This window comes from Enterobacter cloacae complex sp. P42RS (assembly GCF_014930595.1).
GTDB classification, from domain to species: Bacteria; Pseudomonadota; Gammaproteobacteria; order Enterobacterales; family Enterobacteriaceae; genus Enterobacter; species Enterobacter bugandensis.
In genome coordinates, this window is the sequence record NZ_JADBRK010000004.1 from 101,873 (window position 1) to 121,078 (window position 19,206).

14 protein-coding genes and 1 tRNA gene are annotated in these 19,206 nt (G+C 56.9%); 5 read left to right on the plus strand and 10 right to left on the minus strand.

Annotated elements, in window-relative coordinates; translation table 11 throughout:
- The first annotated feature begins 103 nt into the window (after positions 1–103).
- Positions 104–859: a flap endonuclease Xni gene (gene xni, locus IM314_RS06410; protein WP_028014270.1), complete on the plus strand. Its 756-nt coding sequence runs from the start codon at positions 104–106 to the stop codon at positions 857–859.
- A gap of 62 nt (positions 860–921) precedes the next feature.
- On the opposite strand, the gene rlmM is transcribed toward xni, so the two are convergent.
- The 4 genes from rlmM to IM314_RS06430 form a co-directional block, all read right to left on the minus strand.
- On the minus strand, positions 922–2,022 hold the full coding sequence (gene rlmM / locus IM314_RS06415) for a 23S rRNA (cytidine(2498)-2'-O)-methyltransferase RlmM (protein ID WP_028014271.1): 1,101 nt from the start codon (positions 2,020–2,022) through the stop codon (positions 922–924).
- The gene (locus IM314_RS06420) at positions 2,015–2,410 is read right to left on the minus strand and encodes a DUF423 domain-containing protein (RefSeq protein ID WP_028014272.1); all 396 of its coding nucleotides are present in this window, start codon (positions 2,408–2,410) and stop codon (positions 2,015–2,017) included. The genes rlmM and IM314_RS06420 overlap by 8 nt, the downstream gene beginning before the upstream one ends.
- A gap of 39 nt (positions 2,411–2,449) precedes the next feature.
- Positions 2,450–3,367, minus strand: a complete 918-nt coding sequence (gcvA, locus tag IM314_RS06425; protein WP_014885066.1) for a glycine cleavage system transcriptional regulator GcvA — start codon at positions 3,365–3,367, stop codon at positions 2,450–2,452.
- 349 nt (positions 3,368–3,716) lie between these two features.
- Positions 3,717–3,944 carry a YgdI/YgdR family lipoprotein gene (locus IM314_RS06430; protein ID WP_008499648.1) on the minus strand — a complete coding sequence of 76 codons (228 nt, stop codon included), beginning with the start codon at positions 3,942–3,944 and terminating at the stop codon, positions 3,717–3,719.
- A gap of 192 nt (positions 3,945–4,136) precedes the next feature.
- On the opposite strand from IM314_RS06430, the gene csdA reads away from it, so the two are divergent.
- On the plus strand, positions 4,137–5,342 hold the full coding sequence (csdA, locus tag IM314_RS06435) for a cysteine desulfurase CsdA (protein WP_193358430.1): 1,206 nt from the start codon (positions 4,137–4,139) through the stop codon (positions 5,340–5,342).
- Positions 5,342–5,788, plus strand: a complete 447-nt coding sequence (gene csdE, locus IM314_RS06440; RefSeq protein WP_193358431.1) for a cysteine desulfurase sulfur acceptor subunit CsdE — start codon at positions 5,342–5,344, stop codon at positions 5,786–5,788. Before csdA ends, csdE begins: the two co-directional genes overlap by 1 nt.
- Here csdE and tcdA read toward each other — a convergent pair.
- Entirely contained in the window at positions 5,779–6,585 is an 807-nt protein-coding gene (gene tcdA, locus IM314_RS06445) for a tRNA cyclic N6-threonylcarbamoyladenosine(37) synthase TcdA (RefSeq protein ID WP_193358432.1), read from the minus strand. The two genes, csdE and tcdA, sit on opposite strands and share 10 nt — an antisense overlap.
- A 75-nt stretch (positions 6,586–6,660) precedes the next feature.
- A complete protein-coding gene (mltA, locus tag IM314_RS06450; protein WP_193358433.1) occupies positions 6,661–7,758 on the minus strand; it encodes a murein transglycosylase A in 1,098 nt (365 codons plus the stop codon).
- Between the two features lie 209 nt (positions 7,759–7,967).
- On the opposite strand from mltA, the gene IM314_RS06455 reads away from it, so the two are divergent.
- Positions 7,968–8,044, plus strand: a tRNA-Met gene (locus IM314_RS06455).
- Between the two features lie 88 nt (positions 8,045–8,132).
- Here the strand turns inward: IM314_RS06455 and amiC are convergent.
- Positions 8,133–9,386 (minus strand): N-acetylmuramoyl-L-alanine amidase AmiC, encoded by a 1,254-nt coding sequence (gene amiC, locus IM314_RS06460; protein WP_014885071.1) that lies wholly within the window; start codon positions 9,384–9,386, stop codon positions 8,133–8,135.
- A 226-nt stretch (positions 9,387–9,612) separates the two neighbouring features.
- Here amiC and argA point away from each other — a divergent pair, with 226 nt between their 5' ends.
- Complete coding sequence (gene argA, locus IM314_RS06465) at positions 9,613–10,944, plus strand: amino-acid N-acetyltransferase (RefSeq protein WP_014885072.1); 1,332 nt, start codon at positions 9,613–9,615, stop codon at positions 10,942–10,944.
- Between the two features lie 21 nt (positions 10,945–10,965).
- Here the strand turns inward: argA and recD are convergent, their stop codons facing one another.
- The 3 genes from recD to ptrA are packed head-to-tail and all read right to left on the minus strand — an operon-like array spanning position 10,966 to position 19,204.
- Complete coding sequence (gene recD / locus IM314_RS06470; RefSeq protein ID WP_045629959.1) at positions 10,966–12,786, minus strand: exodeoxyribonuclease V subunit alpha; 1,821 nt, start codon at positions 12,784–12,786, stop codon at positions 10,966–10,968.
- On the minus strand, positions 12,783–16,325 hold the full coding sequence (recB, locus tag IM314_RS06475) for an exodeoxyribonuclease V subunit beta (protein WP_193358434.1): 3,543 nt from the start codon (positions 16,323–16,325) through the stop codon (positions 12,783–12,785). The genes recD and recB overlap by 4 nt, the downstream gene beginning before the upstream one ends.
- Positions 16,322–19,204: a pitrilysin gene (gene ptrA / locus IM314_RS06480; RefSeq protein ID WP_193358435.1), complete on the minus strand. Its 2,883-nt coding sequence runs from the start codon at positions 19,202–19,204 to the stop codon at positions 16,322–16,324. Before ptrA ends, recB begins: the two co-directional genes overlap by 4 nt.
- Between the last annotated feature and the right edge of the window lie 2 nt (positions 19,205–19,206).

Sequence of the window (19,206 nt, forward strand, 5' to 3'; positions counted from 1 at the left end):
GAAGCCTCGTTTTGCGAGGCTTCTTCCTGTTTTCCCTCACGCTATTCGTTTCATCCTGCCGACAGTGATACCCTTTACCCATTAGATTTAAGGGAGAATATCTGTGGCTGTTCATTTGCTTATCGTCGACGCGCTCAATCTGATTCGCCGAATCCATGCGGTACAAGGCACGCCCTGCAAGGACACCTGCCTGCACGCGCTGGAGCAGCTTATTCGCCACAGCGAGCCGACGCACGTCGTGGCCGTGTTTGATGACGAAGCGCGCAACAGCGGCTGGCGACATCAGCGCCTGCCCGACTACAAAGCCGGACGCGCACCGATGCCGGACGATCTGCATGCCGAAATGCCCGCCCTGCGTGCCGCCTTTGAGCAGCGTGGCGTCCCCTGCTGGGGTGCACAGGGCAATGAAGCCGACGATCTCGCGGCCACCCTGGCCGTAAAAGTGGCAAGTGCCGGGCATCAGGCCACTATCGTTTCAACTGACAAAGGCTACTGCCAGCTGCTCTCCCCAACTATCCGCATTCGCGACTATTTTCAAAAACGCTGGCTGGACGCGCCGTTTATTGCCAGCGAGTTCGGCGTCTTGCCTGAGCAACTGCCGGATTATTGGGGTCTGGCAGGCATCAGCAGCTCTAAGGTTCCAGGTGTCGCCGGTATTGGACCAAAGAGCGCCGCCCAGTTGCTGACCGATTTTCAGAGTCTGGAAGGGATTTACGCCCGTCTGGATGAGGTGCCAGAAAAGTGGCGCAAGAAGCTGGAGGCGCATAAAGAGATGGCGTTTATCTGCCGCGAGGTGGCGACGCTACAGACAGATTTACAGCTGGACGGGAATTTACAGCAGTTGCGGTTAGAACGTTAAAACGTCAACACCGTTTTGTAGGCCCGGTAAGCGCAGCGCCACCGGGCAAAACAAAGCACGCACTATCGCTCGTCGCGACGTCCGCCTACAGCCGCCCACCAGCGACGGATGTGTACCGTCACCTCTTCGCGGTCGTGGTACAACTGACGCGCCTGGATCTCCACGTTAATACCGTGCTCATCCAGCTGTGCCTGAATGTAGGCCAGGTTCTGGGATACCTCCTCGTAGCGCTTTTTCATCGGCAGCTTGAGGTTGAAAATTGTCTCACGGCACCAGCCGTTCACCAGCCAGGAGGCCATCAGCGCGGCCACTTTCGCCGGCTTCTCCACCATGTCGCACACCATCCACGAGATGTTGTTGCGGGTTGGGCGATAGCGGAAACCGTCTTCTCGCAGCCAGGTGACCTGTCCAGTGTCCATCAGGCTTTGCGCCATTGGGCCGTTATCCACAGACGACACCCACATGTTGCGTTTCACCAGCTGATAGGTCCAGCCGCCCGGGCACGCGCCAAGGTCGACGGCATACATGCCGTTAGCCAGACGCTCGTCCCACTCATCAGCCGGGATAAAAACGTGAAACGCCTCTTCCAGCTTCAGGGTTGAACGGCTCGGCGCATCTGCCGGGAACTTCAGGCGCGGGATGCCCATAAAGAATGGCGAATTGTTATTGGTGTACGAATAGCCCGCATAGCAGCAGCCCGGTGCGATAAAGAAGATATGTACCACCGGACGCTTCGGCGTTTCGTAGTTTGTCAGTATGCCCGCGTCACGCAGCGCTGCGCGCAGCGGCACGGTGAACTTACGGCAAAACTTCATCAGCTCTTTGCTTTCGTTGGTATCGGCAACCTCAACGCGCAGGTCGCCGCCCTTCTCCACCACGCCCTGCAGCATGCCCACAATCGGCGTGATGCGATCTTCCGGCGGAAGATCTTTCAGCAACTCACCCGCGACGAACATCTGGCGGGCGAAAATCAGCGAGCTGAACGGCAGCTCGCGCGCCAGCTTGTCGGCGTCTTCAGGCTGATAACACTCGAATACCACATAGCCCGCATTTTCTTTTACGCGAGCAAAGCCGAAGACTTCGCGCTTCGCCGCTTTATCGGTAATTTCCGCGGCGCACTCTTTCTCAAACCCCGGGCGACAATATAAAACAACCTTATTCATGAACAACGCCCTTGCGTTTCAGACGGATAGCTCCGATAAACATTAATACCCAACCCGCCAGGAAGCTCACGCCGCCGACAGGTGTAACAAACGCCCACAGGCGCAAATGCGAGAGGGCCAGACAGTAAAGGCTGCCGCTAAACAGCACGGTACCCAGCGCCATAAATACGCTACTCCAGTAAAACCAGATGCTTATCCGGCGCTGCATCGCTACCGCCAGCCCAAAAATAGCCAGCGTATGAAACGCCTGGTATTCAAGGCCGGTCTGGATCCAGCCCATCTCGACGGCGCCCAAAGACTTGCTCAATACGTGCGCGCCAAAGGCGCCCAGTGCAACAAAAATAAAGCCACTCACAGCGGCAAAAATCAGCATGAATCGGCTGGTCATGTTTAAGTCCTGAATTAATGCGTGCCCGGCACACAAACGTTATTGTTCATACCTGAAGCGGAATTTTTCTTGCTCGCTTGCCGCTTTCGCCAGTATCCACTGCCGGAAGGCGGCTATTTTACCCAGTTCTGCCTGACTGTCATGACAAACCAGATAAAATGCATTCTTGCTGACCAGTACATCATTAAAAGGGCAAACCAGACGGCCTGCCTCAATTTCGGACTGCGCCATCACGTTGTTCGCCAACGCCACGCCCTGTCCGTGAATGGCAGCCTGTAGCACCATCGCACTATGGCTAAAAATGGGGCCCTGCTGCACGTTTATATGACTAAGACCTAATTGACGGGTATAAGTTTGCCAGTCGCGGCGAGAGGCATCATGTAAAAGCGTATGCTGCGCCAGGTCAGCGGGTGTTTTCAGCGCCTTGTCGCCTGTTAAAAGCAGAGGCGAACAGACCGGCAGCAGATATTCTGCGTATAATTTCTCGACACGCAAGCCCGGCCAGTTGCCGCGACCATAAAAAATGGCGACATCCACATCATCGGCCAGCTTGTCTTCCTGACGATCCACCGCCTGGATTCGAACGTCGATCCCCGGATAAGCTGAGTTAAAGCTTGAGAGTCTTGGCACCAGCCACTGAATGGCAAAACTGGGCAATAAACTAACAGTCAGGGCACCTTTTGCACTGCGGGCCTGCAGCTTACGCGTGGCTTCCGTGAGCTGGGAAAAAATCTCTTTAATATCCTGAAAATAGCTCTGCCCCTCTTCGGTCAACAGCAAGGAACGATTGCGTCGGCGGAACAGCTTAAGGCCCAGGAAATCCTCCAGGGACTTGATTTGGTGACTTACTGCGGCCTGTGTCACAAAAAGCTCATCTGCCGCACGGGTGAAGCTCAGGTGACGTGCTGCTGCATCAAAAACGCGTAATGCATTAAGGGGTGGCAATCGCTTTGACATGGTTATCTGGCTTAGATGTTAACGGAATTTAACAAACAGGAAACAACGTTTAACCTATTAGTTTTTTTTATCTGAGCCATTATAATTTGTCCGTTGAGGAACTACCAGCAAATACCTATAGTGGCGGCACTTCCTGAGCCGGAACGAAGAGCTTTTTTCGGAATGCGTGTTCTGAAGGGCTTTTGGCTTACGGTTGTGATGTTGTGTTGTTGTGTTTGCAATTGGTCTGCGATTCAGACCACGGTAGCAACGCTACCAATTTTTCACTTCCTGTACATTTACCCTGTCTGTCCATAGTGATTAATGTAGCACCGCCAATTTGCGGTGCTTTTTTTTCGCCTGCGATCGGTTAATGCTCGATCTCTTTCATCTCTTTCACGTCCGTGCGGTTGATCTGCTGCTTGTTCCCGTTAGCATCTTTGTACGAAATCATCCCGGTATCGTTATCGGTAGTCGGTTTCCCTTCCGAAACGATAGAACGACCATCGTTTGTGTGCATCACGTAGTTGTTACCAGAACAGGCGCTCAGGGCAAAAGTAAACGCACAGGCAGAAATGATTGCAGCTGTCTTATTCATGATTATTCTCCTTTAGCAATTAATGCTATTCAAACCTCGATTTATAACAGGCTAAAACATCCGCCTAACACTATTTAGCATAACCTGCTTTTTCGAGGTCGCCAGGATAAGCAGACAAATCTGATAGATATCAACCTCCTTGCCCTGCCGCAGAAATTGCGCGACGATCTCTCTATCGACACGAGGAATTCCATGAACGCTTTCAGTCCTGCGCAGTTTCGCGCACAGTTTCCGGCGCTGGCCGATGCCGGTATTTATCTTGATAGCGCCGCCACGGCCCTGAAGCCCCAGGCGGTGATCGAGGCCACGCAGCAGTTCTACAGCCTGAGCGCCGGCAACGTACATCGCAGCCAGTTTGCCGAAGCGCAGCGCCTGACCGCGCGCTATGAAGCCGCACGCGATCAGGTTGCACGCCTGATCAATGCCGAAAGCGGGAAAAATATCGTCTGGACGCGCGGCACGACCGAAGCCATCAATATGGTGGCCCAGAGCTATGCCCGCCCGCTGCTGCAGCCAGGGGACGAGATCATTGTCAGCGAAGCAGAGCACCACGCTAACCTGGTGCCGTGGCTGATGGTGGCTGAGCAAACGGGCGCGCGCGTTATTAAGCTCCCGTTGAGTGCAGACTTTCTGCCTGACGTGGCCCGTCTCCCTGAGCTGATTACCCCCCGCAGCCGTATTCTGGCGCTGGGGCAGATGTCCAACGTCACCGGCGGCTGTCCGGATCTGGCTCGCGCCATTGAGATTGCCCATGCCAGCGGCGTGGTGGTGATGGTCGACGGTGCTCAGGGCGTGGTTCATTTCCCCGCTGATGTGCAGGCGTTGGATATCGACTTCTACGCCTTCTCCGGGCACAAGCTCTACGGGCCAACCGGGATTGGCGCGCTGTACGGTAAGCCAGAACTGCTGGCAAAAATGACGCCGTGGCTCGGCGGCGGCAAAATGATTACCGAGGTGACCTTCGACGGTTTTAAAACGCAGAAGGTGCCTTACCGTCTGGAAGCGGGCACGCCGAACGTGGCCGGGGTCATCGGCCTGAGCGCCGCACTTGAATGGCTGGCGGAAACGGACGCGGTTCAGGCGGAAAGCTGGAGCCGAGGGCTGGCGACGCTGGCAGAGGAAGAACTGAAAAAACGCCCGGGTTTCCGCTCGTTCCGCGTTCAGGATTCCAGCCTGCTCGCCTTTGATTTTGCTGGCGTGCATCATAGCGATATGGTGACGCTGCTGGCCGGATACGGCATTGCCCTGCGCGCAGGACAGCACTGCGCCCAGCCGCTGCTGGCGGCGCTCGGCGTCAGCGGTACGCTGCGCGCCTCGTTTGCGCCGTATAATACCCAAAGCGATGTCGACGCGCTGGTTAGCGCCGTTGACCGCGCCCTTGAAATACTGGTGGATTAATGACTAGCGCTGCTTTAGCCGGACATCCGTTTGGCACGGTCATCACTGAAGAGACCTTAAAACAGACCTTCGCCCCGCTCCAGCAGTGGGAAGATAAATATCGTCAGCTGATCCTGATGGGTAAACAGCTCCCAGCTCTTTCCGACGATCTTAAAGCGCAGGCGAAAGAGATTGCGGGCTGTGAAAACCGTGTCTGGCTGGGCGTGAGCGTCTCCGGCGAGAAGCTGCATTTCTTCGGCGACAGCGAAGGGCGCATCGTCCGGGGCCTGCTGGCGGTCCTGTTAACCGCCATTGAGGGGAAAAGCGCGGCGGAATTGTTAACGCACTCGCCGCTGGCGCTGTTCGACGAGCTGGGGCTGCGCGCACAGCTTAGCGCCTCGCGCGGTCAGGGCCTGATCGCGCTCAGCGACGCGGTGCTGGACGCCGCACGTCAGGCTCAGGCCTGACGTTCCGCCTTCGCCATCATTTTCTTCAGGGCGTGAGAGACCGCCACAAAGCCAAAAGAGGCGGTTACCATGGCGGCCGCCCCAAAGCCTGACGCGCAGTCCATGCGTTTTGGCCCTTCCGCCGTGCTTTTCATCGCACAAACTGAACCATCCGCCTGCGGGTAGACCAGCGCTTCGGTGGAGAACACGCAGTCGACGCCCAGCTTGCCCTTGCTGTTCTTCACCACATTGAAGTCGCTCTTCAGGCGTTCACGCAGCTTGGCAGCCAGCGGATCCTGAATGGTTTTCGCCAGATCGGCAACCTGGATCTGCGTAGGATCGATTTGCCCGCCCGCGCCACCAGTCGTGACCAGCGGCACCTTGTAACGACGGCAGTATGCGATCAGCGCCGCTTTAGGCCGCACGCTGTCGATGGCGTCAATCACATAGCTGTAGCCTTTGCTCATGTACTCCGCGACGTTATCTGCCGTCACAAAGTCATCGATCACCGTCACCCGACACTCCGGATTGATGAGGCGAATGCGCTCCGCCATCACCTCGGACTTCGCCAGGCCGACGTTATCACGCAGGGCGTGGATCTGACGGTTAGTGTTGGTCACACAAACGTCATCCATATCAATCAGCGTGATTGCGCCAATCCCGGTTCTCGCCAGCGCTTCCGCCGCCCAGGAGCCGACACCACCAATGCCCACGACGCAGACGTGCGCATCCGCAAACAGCTGCAGGGCTTTTTCACCATAGAGACGTGCCGTGCCGCCAAAACGCTGGCGCCAGGCATCACTGATTACCACAGACATAAAACCTCAGATGTAAAAAGGGTGAGGTTTTCCTCACCCTGAACAGTAATCCGTATTGCGCTCAGAATACCACAATCAGCCGCTGAATACGTTTCCGGTGCCCGGCGCGGCCTTAAGCACCCATACGCGTCCGTAGTGGTTATACCAGCCTGCACGGTGACCAGCATCCGGGCCAATGCCCTGATAGATATCAAAGTGCTGTCCCTTAATCGCTCCGCCCACATCCAGGGCTACCATCAGACGCAGCTCATATTTGCCGTTGAACTTGCCGTTGTTGTCGAGCAGAGGGACTTCCGCCAGCAGCGTGGTACCCGCAGGAATGATAGAACGATCCGATGCCACCGACGCGCGGCCAATCAGCGGCACGGCGCTGGCCCCTTTCACCGGGGCGAAGTTTTGCGGCTTGAAGAAGACGAACGATGGGTTCTGCTCCAGCAGTTCGCGCACCTCGGCTTCACTGTGCTTTTCGCCCCACTCGCGGATCGCCTGCATCGACATATCTTCTTTTTTCACTTCGCCGCGGTCAATCAGCACCTTACCGATGCTGCGGTAGGCATGGCCGTTTTTCCCGGCATAGCTGAAGAAGTTAAGCGGTGAACCGTCGCCAAAATCAATGTAGCCGCTGCCCTGCACGTCCATGATGAAATTATCCATCAGGGAGTTGCTGTAGGCCAGGACGTAGTTTTCGCTCAGCGCACCGGCGTAGATTTCGGCGCGGGACGGCAGACGGCCGCGTTTTGGCGGCATACGGTAGATAGGGTACTGGAACTCGCCCTGGCGCGTGTGTCGCGCCTGAACCACGGGCGTGTAATAGCCGGTGAACTGGACGTTGCCGTAGTTATCCGCCCCTTCCATTTGCCAGGCATCAATACCAAACTGGCGCATGTTGCGCGTATCGCCGCCCGCCTTCAGCCAGTCCTGTACCGCGCTATAAACATTGTTCTGTGTGCTATACAGACGCGGCGACGCATTGCGGATCTGGTAGACCTGCTCGGAGAAATCACCGGCGTTGATCGGCGCGCCAACGGCGTCAGGCTGATTAACTAAAGAGAAAGGCTGGGATAACTTCCCGTCTTTATACTGCTGACCGCGATCGGTCGGTTTGGAAGAACAGGCCGCAAGAATCGCTACCATTGCGCCCGCCATCAGATACTTCGCCCAACGTCCTTTCATTATATCTCGTCTTTAAGTTGCCCATTTCCGCGTGATGAAGATAACAAACCGACAAAGCGAATGAAATGCGATCGCATGCCCTTTGGCAAATTCAGAGCAAAAAATAGTCTAAATGTCGCAATGCCGTTCACTTTACATACAAAGTTAATGATTTATGTGAAAAAGGGGTTGCATCACAAACCTATCCGAGTATAGTGCGCTTCCACGGACGCGGGGTGGAGCAGCCTGGTAGCTCGTCGGGCTCATAACCCGAAGGTCGTCGGTTCAAATCCGGCCCCCGCAACCAACACTTCTAAAAACAATAAACACCCTTAAGGGTGTTTTTTTGTATCTGTCGTTTGTGAATTTGCCGGGCATTTCACCCGGCTAAAAACCTACCCGCGCCGCGCCAGCGTCGCCCCGTCTGAGAAATACGCCCGTATCCCCGCCAGAATCGACTCCGCCACCTCCTGCTGGAACTTTGCCGTCTTGAGCTTACGCTCTTCTTCAACGTTACTGATAAACGCGGTTTCTACCAGAATGGACGGGATATCCGGTGCCTTCAGCACCGCAAACCCGGCCTGCTCAACACTGTTTTTGTGCAGCTTATTGATGTTCCCCAGCTTGCCCAGCACCGCTTTACCAAACTTCAGGCTGTCGTTAATGGTCAGGGACTGCACCATGTCGAACATGGTGTGGTCGACGTAGCGGTCGCCGCTTTTGCTCACGCCACCGATCAGGTCCGAGGCGTTCTGGGTGTCCGCAAGGTATCGCGCCGCGGTACTGGTCGCACCCTTGGTTGAGAGCGCAAACACCGACGAGCCGCTCGGCTGGCGGCTGGTAAAGGCATCCGCATGGATCGAGACGAACAGATCGGCACGCTGCTTCTGCGCTTTCGCCACCCTCACCTTCAGCGGGATAAAGACATCCTCATTGCGCGTCATGTAGGCGCGCATATTGCCCTCTTTATCAATTAACGCCTTCAGACGACGGGCAATTTGCAGCACCACGTCTTTTTCACGCGTATGATATTTCCCCACCGCACCGGAGTCTTCGCCGCCGTGGCCGGGATCGAGCATGATCACAATCGGACGATCGCGCCCTGCTTTCCCCGGCTGCGGGCCGCTTTGCGCAGGCGGCACCTGACGCTGAAGATCGCCTTTGTTGTAATCCTCCAGCAGGGCGAGAAGCGGATCCTGAATATCCGTCGCATTCGCCGGGTAAAGATCCATCACCAGACGCTCTTTAAACGTCGCGACGGGCGCCAGGGCGAACAGCTGCGGCTTAACGTTCTGCTTAAGCTCAAACACCATGCGCACGGTTTGCGGATCAAACTGACCGACGCGCGCCGATTTAATAAACGGATCGTCACCGCGGATCTGCGCCGCCATGCCTTTCAGCACGGAGTTGAGGTTCACCCCTTCGAGATCCACCACCACGCGTTCAGGGTTGCTGAGGGCAAATTGCTTATATTTCAGCACGCGATTGGATTCAACCGTCACGCGCGTATAGGTCGACGACGGCCAGACGCGCACCGCCACCACCTGACTCGTGGCGGCAAGACCGACCTGGCTGACGCTAAGCAACCACATTGCCCCGGCCCCTTTTAACAAACGGCGGCGGCTTATTGCTGAATTGGATCCCGACATGCTTCTCCCGAGCAAGAAAACAAACTGATATACAAAAGTGCAGATTGACCGAAAACTTTAACGAATGACGCATAAACTGTCATCTATAAAAGGGTAAACAATCATACGTTAACGCACGGATTACTTATTAATTTCTGTAGGTCGCAGAAAATTTGCACTTGCACACGCGCCCACAATCGAATAAAAATACATAAATTACGAATAAACATTCATTAAGGGTTGTGCCATGGTGAAGGAACGTAGAACCGAACTGGTCCAGGGATTCCGCCATTCTGTTCCCTATATCAACGCCCACCGGGGAAAAACGTTTGTCATCATGCTGGGCGGCGAAGCCATTGAGCATGAAAATTTTTCCAGCATCGTCAATGACATTGGCCTGCTGCACAGCCTCGGGATCCGCCTGGTGGTGGTCTATGGCGCGCGCCCGCAGATCGACGCCAACCTGGCCGCTCACCACCACGAGCCGATTTACCACAAACATACCCGCGTCACGGATGCCAAAACCCTGGAGCTAGTGAAGCAGGCGGCGGGTCTGCTGCAGCTGGATATCACCGCTCGGCTGTCGATGAGCCTGAACAACACGCCGCTACAGGGCGCGCATATCAACGTCGTGAGCGGCAACTTTATCATTGCCCAGCCGCTCGGCGTGGACGATGGCGTGGATTACTGCCACAGCGGCCGCATTCGTCGTATTGATGAAGAGGCCATTCACCGTCAGCTCGACAGCGGTGCCATTGTCCTGATGGGGCCGGTGGCGGTTTCCGTAACCGGTGAAAGCTTTAACCTGACGTCCGAAGAGATTGCCACCCAGTTGGCGATCAAGCTGAAGGCGGAAAAAATGATTGGGTTTTGCTCTTCCCAGGGCGTCGTAAACGATGAAGGGGTGATTGTGCCGGAACTCTTCCCGAATGAAGCGCAGGCCCGCGTTGAAGCGCTGGAAGCCGAAGGGGATTACCACTCCGGCACCGTCCGCTTCCTGCGTGGCGCCGTGAAGGCCTGCCGCAGCGGCGTGCGCCGTAGTCACCTGATCAGCTATCAGGAAGACGGAGCTCTGCTGCAGGAGCTGTTCTCCCGCGACGGTATTGGCACCCAGATTGTGATGGAAAGTGCGGAGCAGATTCGCCGCGCGACCATCAACGATATCGGCGGCATTCTGGAGCTGATCCGTCCGCTGGAACAGCAGGGTATTCTGGTTCGTCGCTCCCGCGAGCAGCTGGAGATGGAGATCGACAAATTCACCATTATCCAGCGCGATAACCTGACCATTGCCTGCGCCGCCCTCTATCCGTTCCCGGAAGAGAAAATCGGAGAAATGGCCTGCGTGGCGGTGCACCCGGATTACCGCAGCTCTTCACGCGGCGAAATGCTGCTTGAGCGCGTGGCGGCACAGGCGCGTCAGATGGGGCTGAGCAAGCTGTTCGTCCTGACGACGCGCAGCATTCACTGGTTCCAGGAACGCGGGTTCACGCCGGTGGATATTGATTCTTTGCCGGAAACGAAGAAAGAGATGTACAACTATCAGCGCCGTTCGAAAGTGCTGATGGCCGACCTGGGGTAATCCTTTCTTTGCCGGCGTCGTTCAGAGGGAGTCAAATATCGCGCTCAGCCCGCTTCGGCGCTCCGTGCGGGTGGCAATCGCCTGTACCAGCACCCGTTCATCGGTATACAGCGACAGGCGCTGACGCGCGCGCGTAATGGCGGTATAGATCAGCTCGCGGGTAACGACGGGGGAAAGCTGTGTGGGCAGGATAAGTGCCGCATGGTTAAACTCAGAACCCTGGGATTTATGCACCGTCATCGCCCAGGCAGTTTCATGCTCGGGCAAACGGCTCGGCTGGAAGGACTTCACGCTACCGTCCGGCATCTGGAACCAGACGCGGAGCCCCTGCCCGCGATCGAGCGCAATCCCGATATCCCCGTTAAACAACCCCAACGCGCTGTCGTTGCGGGAGATCATCACCGGCCGGCCTTCATACCAGCGCGAGTGCGGAGTACGGTTGATTTTACGCTTTTGCGCCAGCAGCTGTTCCAGCCTGTCGTTCAGGCCGCTGACGCCAAAGGGCCCTTCCCTCAACGCGCAGAGCAGCTGGTATTCGCCAAACGCGGCAATGACCTGCTCCGGCGTGCTTTGCTGCTGTACGCCCGTCAGAAAATGTTGGTACCCCAGCAGGGCGTCATCCAGCATCGCCTGATACTCTTCCCCGGTTTGCAGCGATTTTTTCTCAATATCGGTAAAGGTACCGTCAAATACCGCACAGGTAGCGTGCCGGTCGCCCCGGTTCACCGCCGCCGCAAGCTGACCAATGCCGGAGTCGCTGCCAAAACGGTAGCTTTTTTGCAGTAAACACAGGCTGTCGCGCAGCGCCCCCGCAAGTAAATGGTTCTCAGCCGCGAGCGAACATCCGGTCAGGCGCGCCAGCTCCTCAGCGCGTTCAGCGGTATACCCCAGGCTGGCATAGGTGCAGATATCGCCCAGCACGGCCCCGGCCTCAACGGAGGCAAGCTGATCGCGGTCGCCGAGGAAAATGACGCGCGCGTGCGGCGGCAACGCATCAATCAAACGCGACATCATCGTCAGGTCAATCATCGATGCTTCATCCACCACCAGCACGTCCAGATGCAGCGGGTTACCGGCATGGTAGCGCAGACGCTGGCTACCCGGCTGCGCGCCGAGCAAGCGGTGCAGCGTGCTGGCTTCGTTAGGGAAAAGCGCAAGCCGCTCCCCGGTGAGCGGCAGTTTTTGCAGCGCGCCGCCTAACGACTCCGTCAGACGTGCAGCCGCTTTACCGGTGGGTGCCGCCAGGCGGATACGACACTTTTGCTCACCCGATAACTGAATCAGCGCGGCAAGCAGCTTAGCCACGGTGGTCGTTTTACCGGTGCCCGGCCCGCCCGAAATCACCGAAATCCGCCGCGTTAACGCCACTGCTGCCGCCACTTTCTGCCAGTCTGTCTCGTCGTCAGAGGTAAACAGCGTATCCAGCGTTTGCCGGAGCAGTGCTTCATCGCACGGAAGCGGAGTATTGGTCTCGCTGAAGAAGCGCGCCACCGTCAGTTCGTTACGCCACAGCCGGTTCAGATACAAACGTTCACCCGTCAAAATCATTGGCGTACCGGTATCGGCGCTGCTGACGGCGGGCGAGCGGAGTAATATTTCTTGCCAGTCCACTGCCTCACCCAGAAGCGCGAAACACGCCTGTAAAGCCGGCGGCATTTTCTCATCCACCACCAGACGTGAAAGCGGCAGACAGACATGCCCTTCTCCCGCATCTTTACTCAGGATCGCCGCGGCAAGCATGACGGCAGGCTCTTCGCTCGCCACCATCATGGCAAATTGTACGTCCAGGTGGCGAAGTGCACGTTGTTCAATTGCGTCCAGCAGTAGCGCCTGCATCGTCATGCTACTTCCTCCGTGCTTGCAGCAAACAGGTTATCCATCTTTTCAATCAACTCCGCAGCCGGGCGGGTGCTGAAGATACCCGAACGCGGGTCGTTAGCATCCACGCCGCGCAGAAACAGGTAAATGACGCCGCCAAAATGATCTTCATAGCGATAATCGGCCATGCGATGGCGCAGGTAACGGTGCAGCGCCAGGGTGTAAAGCTGATACTGCAGATCGTAGCGATGCATTTGCATCGCTGAGGCCATCGCCTGCTGGGTATAAGCTTCGCTGTTTGCCCCCAGCCAGTTCGATTTGTAATCCAACAGGTAGTAGCGCCCTTCATGGCGGAAAACCAGGTCGATAAAGCCTTTCAGCATCCCCTGCACCTGGCGAAAATTCAGCGGCGGACACCCGGCGGATAACGGATCGTACTCGCGGATCAGCGCATCAAGCGCCTCGGCCCTGAGCGGGCTGGCGATGGGGAGGTAAAACTCCATCTCCACCTGCTTATCTTTGGCGGTCAGCTGGCTCAGCGAGATCCCCTGCGCCGTGAGCGGCGCGTGCAGAACAGCGCGGATCCATTCAGTGAGAACCGGCTGCCACTGTGCGTCGTAGCCGCCGCTCTGTAACATCTTCAGCACCCACTCTTCTGATACCGGCTGGGTAAAATCCAGTTCTTCAAACAGGCTGTGCAAAAACGTGCCCGGCGAGGCGCCGCGCGGAAACTGATGCGGCGTGAGCGCCGGCTCGACGGGCACGCTCCCGGCCCCAGCGGCATCCACGTCCAGTTTTGGCATCAGATCCTGCGCAATACTCTGTCCGTGCTGCTGTAAACCGGAGTAACTGGTGACGCGCCAGTCGTCAGCGATTGTGCGAGCCACCTCGCGGGCATGCAGCGCTGACTCTCCCTGCTCCGGCGTCTGCCAGCGGCTGCTGTCGGGCTGGGAGGGAATATGCAGGGCAACATGCTCTGAGCAAAGTGATTCGATGCACTGGCGCAGCCCTGCGGCATCTTTAGGCTCGCCGCGCTGAATAAGCCGCCCCAGCGCGCTCAGATGAAAATCACTCTCGCCGCTCTTTTCGCCACGGCGACGGAACAGCGGCGCGATACCCAGGGAACAGTGCCAGACCGAACGGGTCAGCGCCACGTATAGCAGGCGCAGGTCTTCCGCGAGACGCTCCGCTTCGGCCAGCTCGACGCTGGACTCCGCGTTGCTGAGGTCGAGTACCGCTTCGAACGACTCGCGATCGTGGTAAAAAGCCTGGTCCTGCACGCGATAATTGGCGATAAACGGCAGCCAGACCAGCGGATACTCCAGGCCTTTCGACTTGTGAATGGTGACGATCTGCACCAGATGTTTATCGCTCTCGAGGCGCATCTGCTGGCTGGAAGAATTGCTGTTAGGGTCGGCAATCTGCTGGGCCAGCCAGCGCACCAGAGCATGCTCGCTCTCCAGTTGCGTACCCGCTTCCTGGAGCAGCTCGCTGATGTGCAAAATATCGGTCAGACGGCGTTCGCCGCCCGCTGTCGCCAGCATGTTTTCCGCAATGTGACGATGTGCCATGAGCTCGCGCACCATCGCCATCACGCCGCGCTTCTGCCATTTTTCACGGTAGCGCACAAACTCTTCTACCACAGCATCCCACGCGGATTCGTCAGTATTAAGCGCATCAATGTCACGCGCGTTCAGCCCGAGCATCGCGCTCGCTAAGGCGCTGCGGAGCGTGCTTTCACGCTCCGGGGCCAGCACAGCCTGCAGCAGCCATAGCATCTCGAGGGCTTCCAGCGTTTCAAAAACGCTGTCGCGGTTGGAGAGGTAGACGGACGGTATATTCAATAGCGTCAGGGCGTCGCGGATAAGCGCGGCCTCCTGACGGCTGCGCACCAGCACCGTGATATCAGATGCCTTTACCGGGGCTGGTTTATCCTCCTTCCACAGCAGCGCATCGCCGCGCGCGCCTGCGCTGAGCCAGTCCCTAATTTGCGCCGCACAGTGCTGGGCCATAGCATTTTGATAGTCCGCGACGCCCCAGCCTTCCCCATCAAGTAGCCAGAAGTTCATGGCTGGCTGCGTTTCGCCATTAACCTCGAAGCGCAACGCGGTATTTTTAGGGGCGAACTTGACCGGCTGGAAAGGGATCTCCCGGAACATAAACGCCGTATCCATGCGGCTGAAGAGCGCATTGACGCTTTCCACCATGCCGGGAGAAGAGCGCCAGTTGGTGTCGAGCGTGTAGTGCGCGTCAACCTCGCTGCGGGCTTTCATGTAGGTGAAAATATCCGCACCGCGGAAGGCGTAAATGGCCTGCTTAGGATCGCCGATTAACAACAGCGCGGTGCCGGGCTGCTGGCGCCAGATACGGCGGAAAATGCGGTACTGCTGAGGGTCGGTATCCTGAAATTCGTCAATCATTGCCACCGGGAAGCGGGTGCGAATCGCGGCGGCAAGCGCTTCGCCATTTTCACTGCACAGCGCCGCATCAAGTCGGCTCAGCATATCGTCGAACCCCAGTTCGCCCCGGCGACGCTTTTCACGCGCGACGGCGTCGCGGATCTCCGTCATGGCGCGGACGATCATCAGATCGTTGAGCGTCAGGGGCTCCGCCAGCAGGGTTTCAATCGCCAGAAACAGGGGATGTTCAGGTACGATACCGTCGGCTTTGGTCCGCTCAACCAGGAAACGCCGGGAGAATTTCTCCAGCGCATCCGGGAGCTGGTAACCGCGCGTCTCTTCCTGCGCCCACGCGCTGATCTTCTCGATCCATTTGCCCTGGTTGCCGCGATTGAACTTACGTCGATCGATCCCGGAATTCTCGATGATCGCGTCAATCTCACCGACTGACTCAATCCATTTTTGTTTGATGTCGGCAATTTTAGCGATGATTTTTTCATGGCGTGAGGCCAGGGTTTCATCCGCCGGGGGCGGAGATTTGATGACCGGCGCTTCCCCCTGAAGATAACGATCGATGGCGCGCAGCAGTGCTTCGGGCCCCTTCCACAACGCATGTACCGCTTCCGCAATATCCCGCTGTAACGGATAGCAGTGGCGACGCCAGAAATCCGCGCAGGCCTGATAGCGAAGCACGGATTCATCTTCAATAAGCTGTTGCTCAAACAGCATGCCGGATTCAAACGCATTCAGGCTCAGCATGCGCTGGCAAAAACCGTGAATGGTGAAGACGGACGCTTCGTCCATCTGCCTTTCTGCGAGGAGCAGCCACTGGGCTGCCTGTTGCTTATCGGCAATCTCTTCCAGAAGGCTCGCGTAGAGAGGGTTATCCGTGCTCTGGCGTAGACAGGCGATGCGCAGTTCGTGGATATTGCTCCGAATACGGCCGCGCAGCTCAGCGGTGGCGGCCTCGGTAAAGGTAACGACCAGCAGCTCTTCAACGCTCAAAGGACGAGGAAAAGCGGCATTACCGCCAAGGCCTAACAGCAGGCGCAGATAGAGCGCGGCGATAGTGAAGGTTTTTCCCGTTCCCGCTGAGGCTTCAATCAATCGTTCACCCTGCAGAGGTAAACGTAAGGGATCAAGGGACTCAGCGGTATCGGTCATTCTTTCTTACTCCAGGGCATAGATTGCTGCAACGCGCTGACGCTCTTCCAGACTTTCCAGCCTTTAGGGTTCACGTAGTCCGTTTTCCCGTTCTGGCTACCGGAAACCTGAGACAGGATAGTGATGCCCTGCGGCTTAATCACGGCCTGATGGAAGAAATCGGCAGCCTTCTGCGGCGTCAGCTGTTTTATCTCGGCCACTACTTTATCACGCGAATCAAATTTCAGATTACCGCGATCGAAATCTTTGCTCAGCTGTGACGCCTCTTCGCCCAGCGTCTGCGGCGGCTGCATCACCTGCGCGATGACGGCCTGCTGGATCTGAGCAAACTCTTCCGGCTTCATGGCCCGCAGTTTTGCTTCCACCTGCGGGAAGAACGCCTGATAGCGGTGCCAGAGATAGGCTGGCTGTTTGTCGCTGCTTTGCAGCAGGAAGCCCAGCCCCCATTGACGCCCCACGTTCATTGAGAAAGCAAATACCGCATAGCCAAGCTGCTCTTCTGTGCGCAGCTGGTTATAGAACCACGGCTGAATAATCTGACCCAGAACGGCGCTCTGCGCAGAGCTTGCGAATTCATCATAGCCCGTTGGCACAAACACCGCGGCCAGCGCGGAATCGGTGCTGCTCCCCGCTTTTTCAAAGATCACATTCTGTTTTTTCTCAACCAGCACGTCCTGGTTACGGCACCACTCGTCCCCTTTCGAACCGAGCTGCGTGCGAACATTTTCTGCCAGCGTTTTGGCCTGATCTTCGCTCATGTTGCCGACGATAAGAAACTCCGGGCGCGTGTTGGTTTTTAGCGAGTCACGGTAAGCCAGCACCTCTTTTAATGAGATTGATGGCAGTAAGGCACGGCGTTCTTCACGCTGGAAATAAGGTATTTGCGACAGCATTTGTGCCGGCATAAGCGCCTGATCGTAAGCTTTGCCCTTTTCTGCAGAATCCATCATCTGCGCATACCAGGATTTAGCCTGCTCAAGCTGCTCTTCCGTTGGCGTGTAGCTAAAGTAACCCTCGAGCAGTGCCTTGAAAAGCTGAGGCAGACGCTGAGTATAGCCATTTGCATTAAGCATCAAACCGTTGTTGGCGTTGGTGGAGAAGCTGATCCCGCCCACGGCCGCCTGGTTGCTGAGCTGATCGAGCGCGATACCGGCCAGATAGTCATTGAGCGCGAACATCACCTGATTTTTGGCGCTGTTCATCGCTTTCGGGTTACGCAGGACCACGCTGACATCGGCCTTTGGCTCGCTCGCAAAATAACGGCTTGGGGTATACACCACGCGCAGCGTCGGTTCATCAATAATGAGCTCCGGGTGCGGATAATCCTTAGTCGTTTTGATCAGCGAGAAATCATCCGGGATATAGGGGTTCAGCTCCGGCAGCTTCAACGCAATCTCACCGGCCTTCTTCTGCCAGTCGGCGAAGGTCTGGTCGCTGATTTTGTCTACCTGATAAGGGGCATCAACAAAGTATGCCGTCTTGTTATGCGGTTCGTTCGGGCTGATGTACCAGATGCGGGCATTTTGCGGCGTCATCATCGCCAGGCGCGCTTTAACCGCCTCGGCATCATAACGATCGGCAATATTGACCGCGTCGAGCGTGTGCGCCACCGGCACGCGGATCATGGTATCCGCCAGCCACTCCACGTAATCCATATCGCGGGTAATGGACGGGTAACGGAAATCGAGATCCAGCACGTGCGCGAGTTCATCAAAATAGCGCTTATCGACGCCTTTCTCGCGCATTAAAGAGAGGTAGCTAAAGATAGCCGCCACCACTTCATCACGGTTGGCCTGACCTTTGTCGGTCAGGGTGGCGGAGATCGCCAGCACGCCGCTGTTGCCGTTTACCACGGGATCGGAATCGGCGCGGATCCCTTCCACCAGCCCCTGTTTTTGCAGCCAGTCAGATAAGGTTCCCGGGCTGCGGTTACCAATCAGGTAGGTCACCAGCTCGTCGGTTTTACTGCGAAACTGGGCTGTGTTGTTATCAATGCGGAACTCAACGCGCAGCACTTTGCGGGGCATGGCAGGGACGTAGTGGATGACGATCCCTTTTTGCGCGTCCGTGACAACCGGTACGTCTATCTTCGGCAGGTCAATATTTTTATTCGGCACCCGGCCAAACGTTTGTGCCGCCAGTCCGGCAAGCTCCGGCAACGATTTGTTGCTGTAAATAACCGCCTTCATCAGGTTGGCGGAGTAGTATTTGTCACGAAACGCATGCAGGGCGTCAATGACCGGGCTTCCCGGTTTATCGCTCAGCGTCTCCAGGTTACCGCCCGAGAAACGTGAGCCCGGATGCGCCGGGTTGATGGTCTCGGCGCTGACCTGCGCCATACGCATACCGTCCCGGGTACGGGCCATAGTCAGCTCCGCATTGACGGCATTGCGCTCGCGGTCGGCGTATTTTTTATCCAGCAGCGGCGCGGCGATAGCATCGGCAAGACGATCAACCGCCCCTGCCAGCGCGTCATTTTCGACTTCGAGATAAAAGGCCGTGCGGTACGGTGCCGTGCTGGCGTTGTGGCTGCCGCCGTGCATTTTTAGGAATTCAGAAAGGCTATCCGGCTGCGGATATTTTTTAGAGCCCATCAGCGTCATGTGTTCGAGATAATGCGCCAGCCCCGGATGCGCCTCAGGATCTTCGAGCGATCCAACCGACACCACTAACGCCGAGAGGGATTTCACCGCCTGCGGATCGGAAACCAGCAGCACGGTCATACCGTTATCGAGGCGGATAGCCTGATACTGACGGGTATCTTTTTCGCTCTTACGGATAGTTTCCTGAACGGGTTGCCAACCGGAGTCTGCCTGAGTGACGGGAGCCCAAAGGGCGACAAACAAAACAAACGCTTTGAACAAGGTGCTGCCTGGCATTA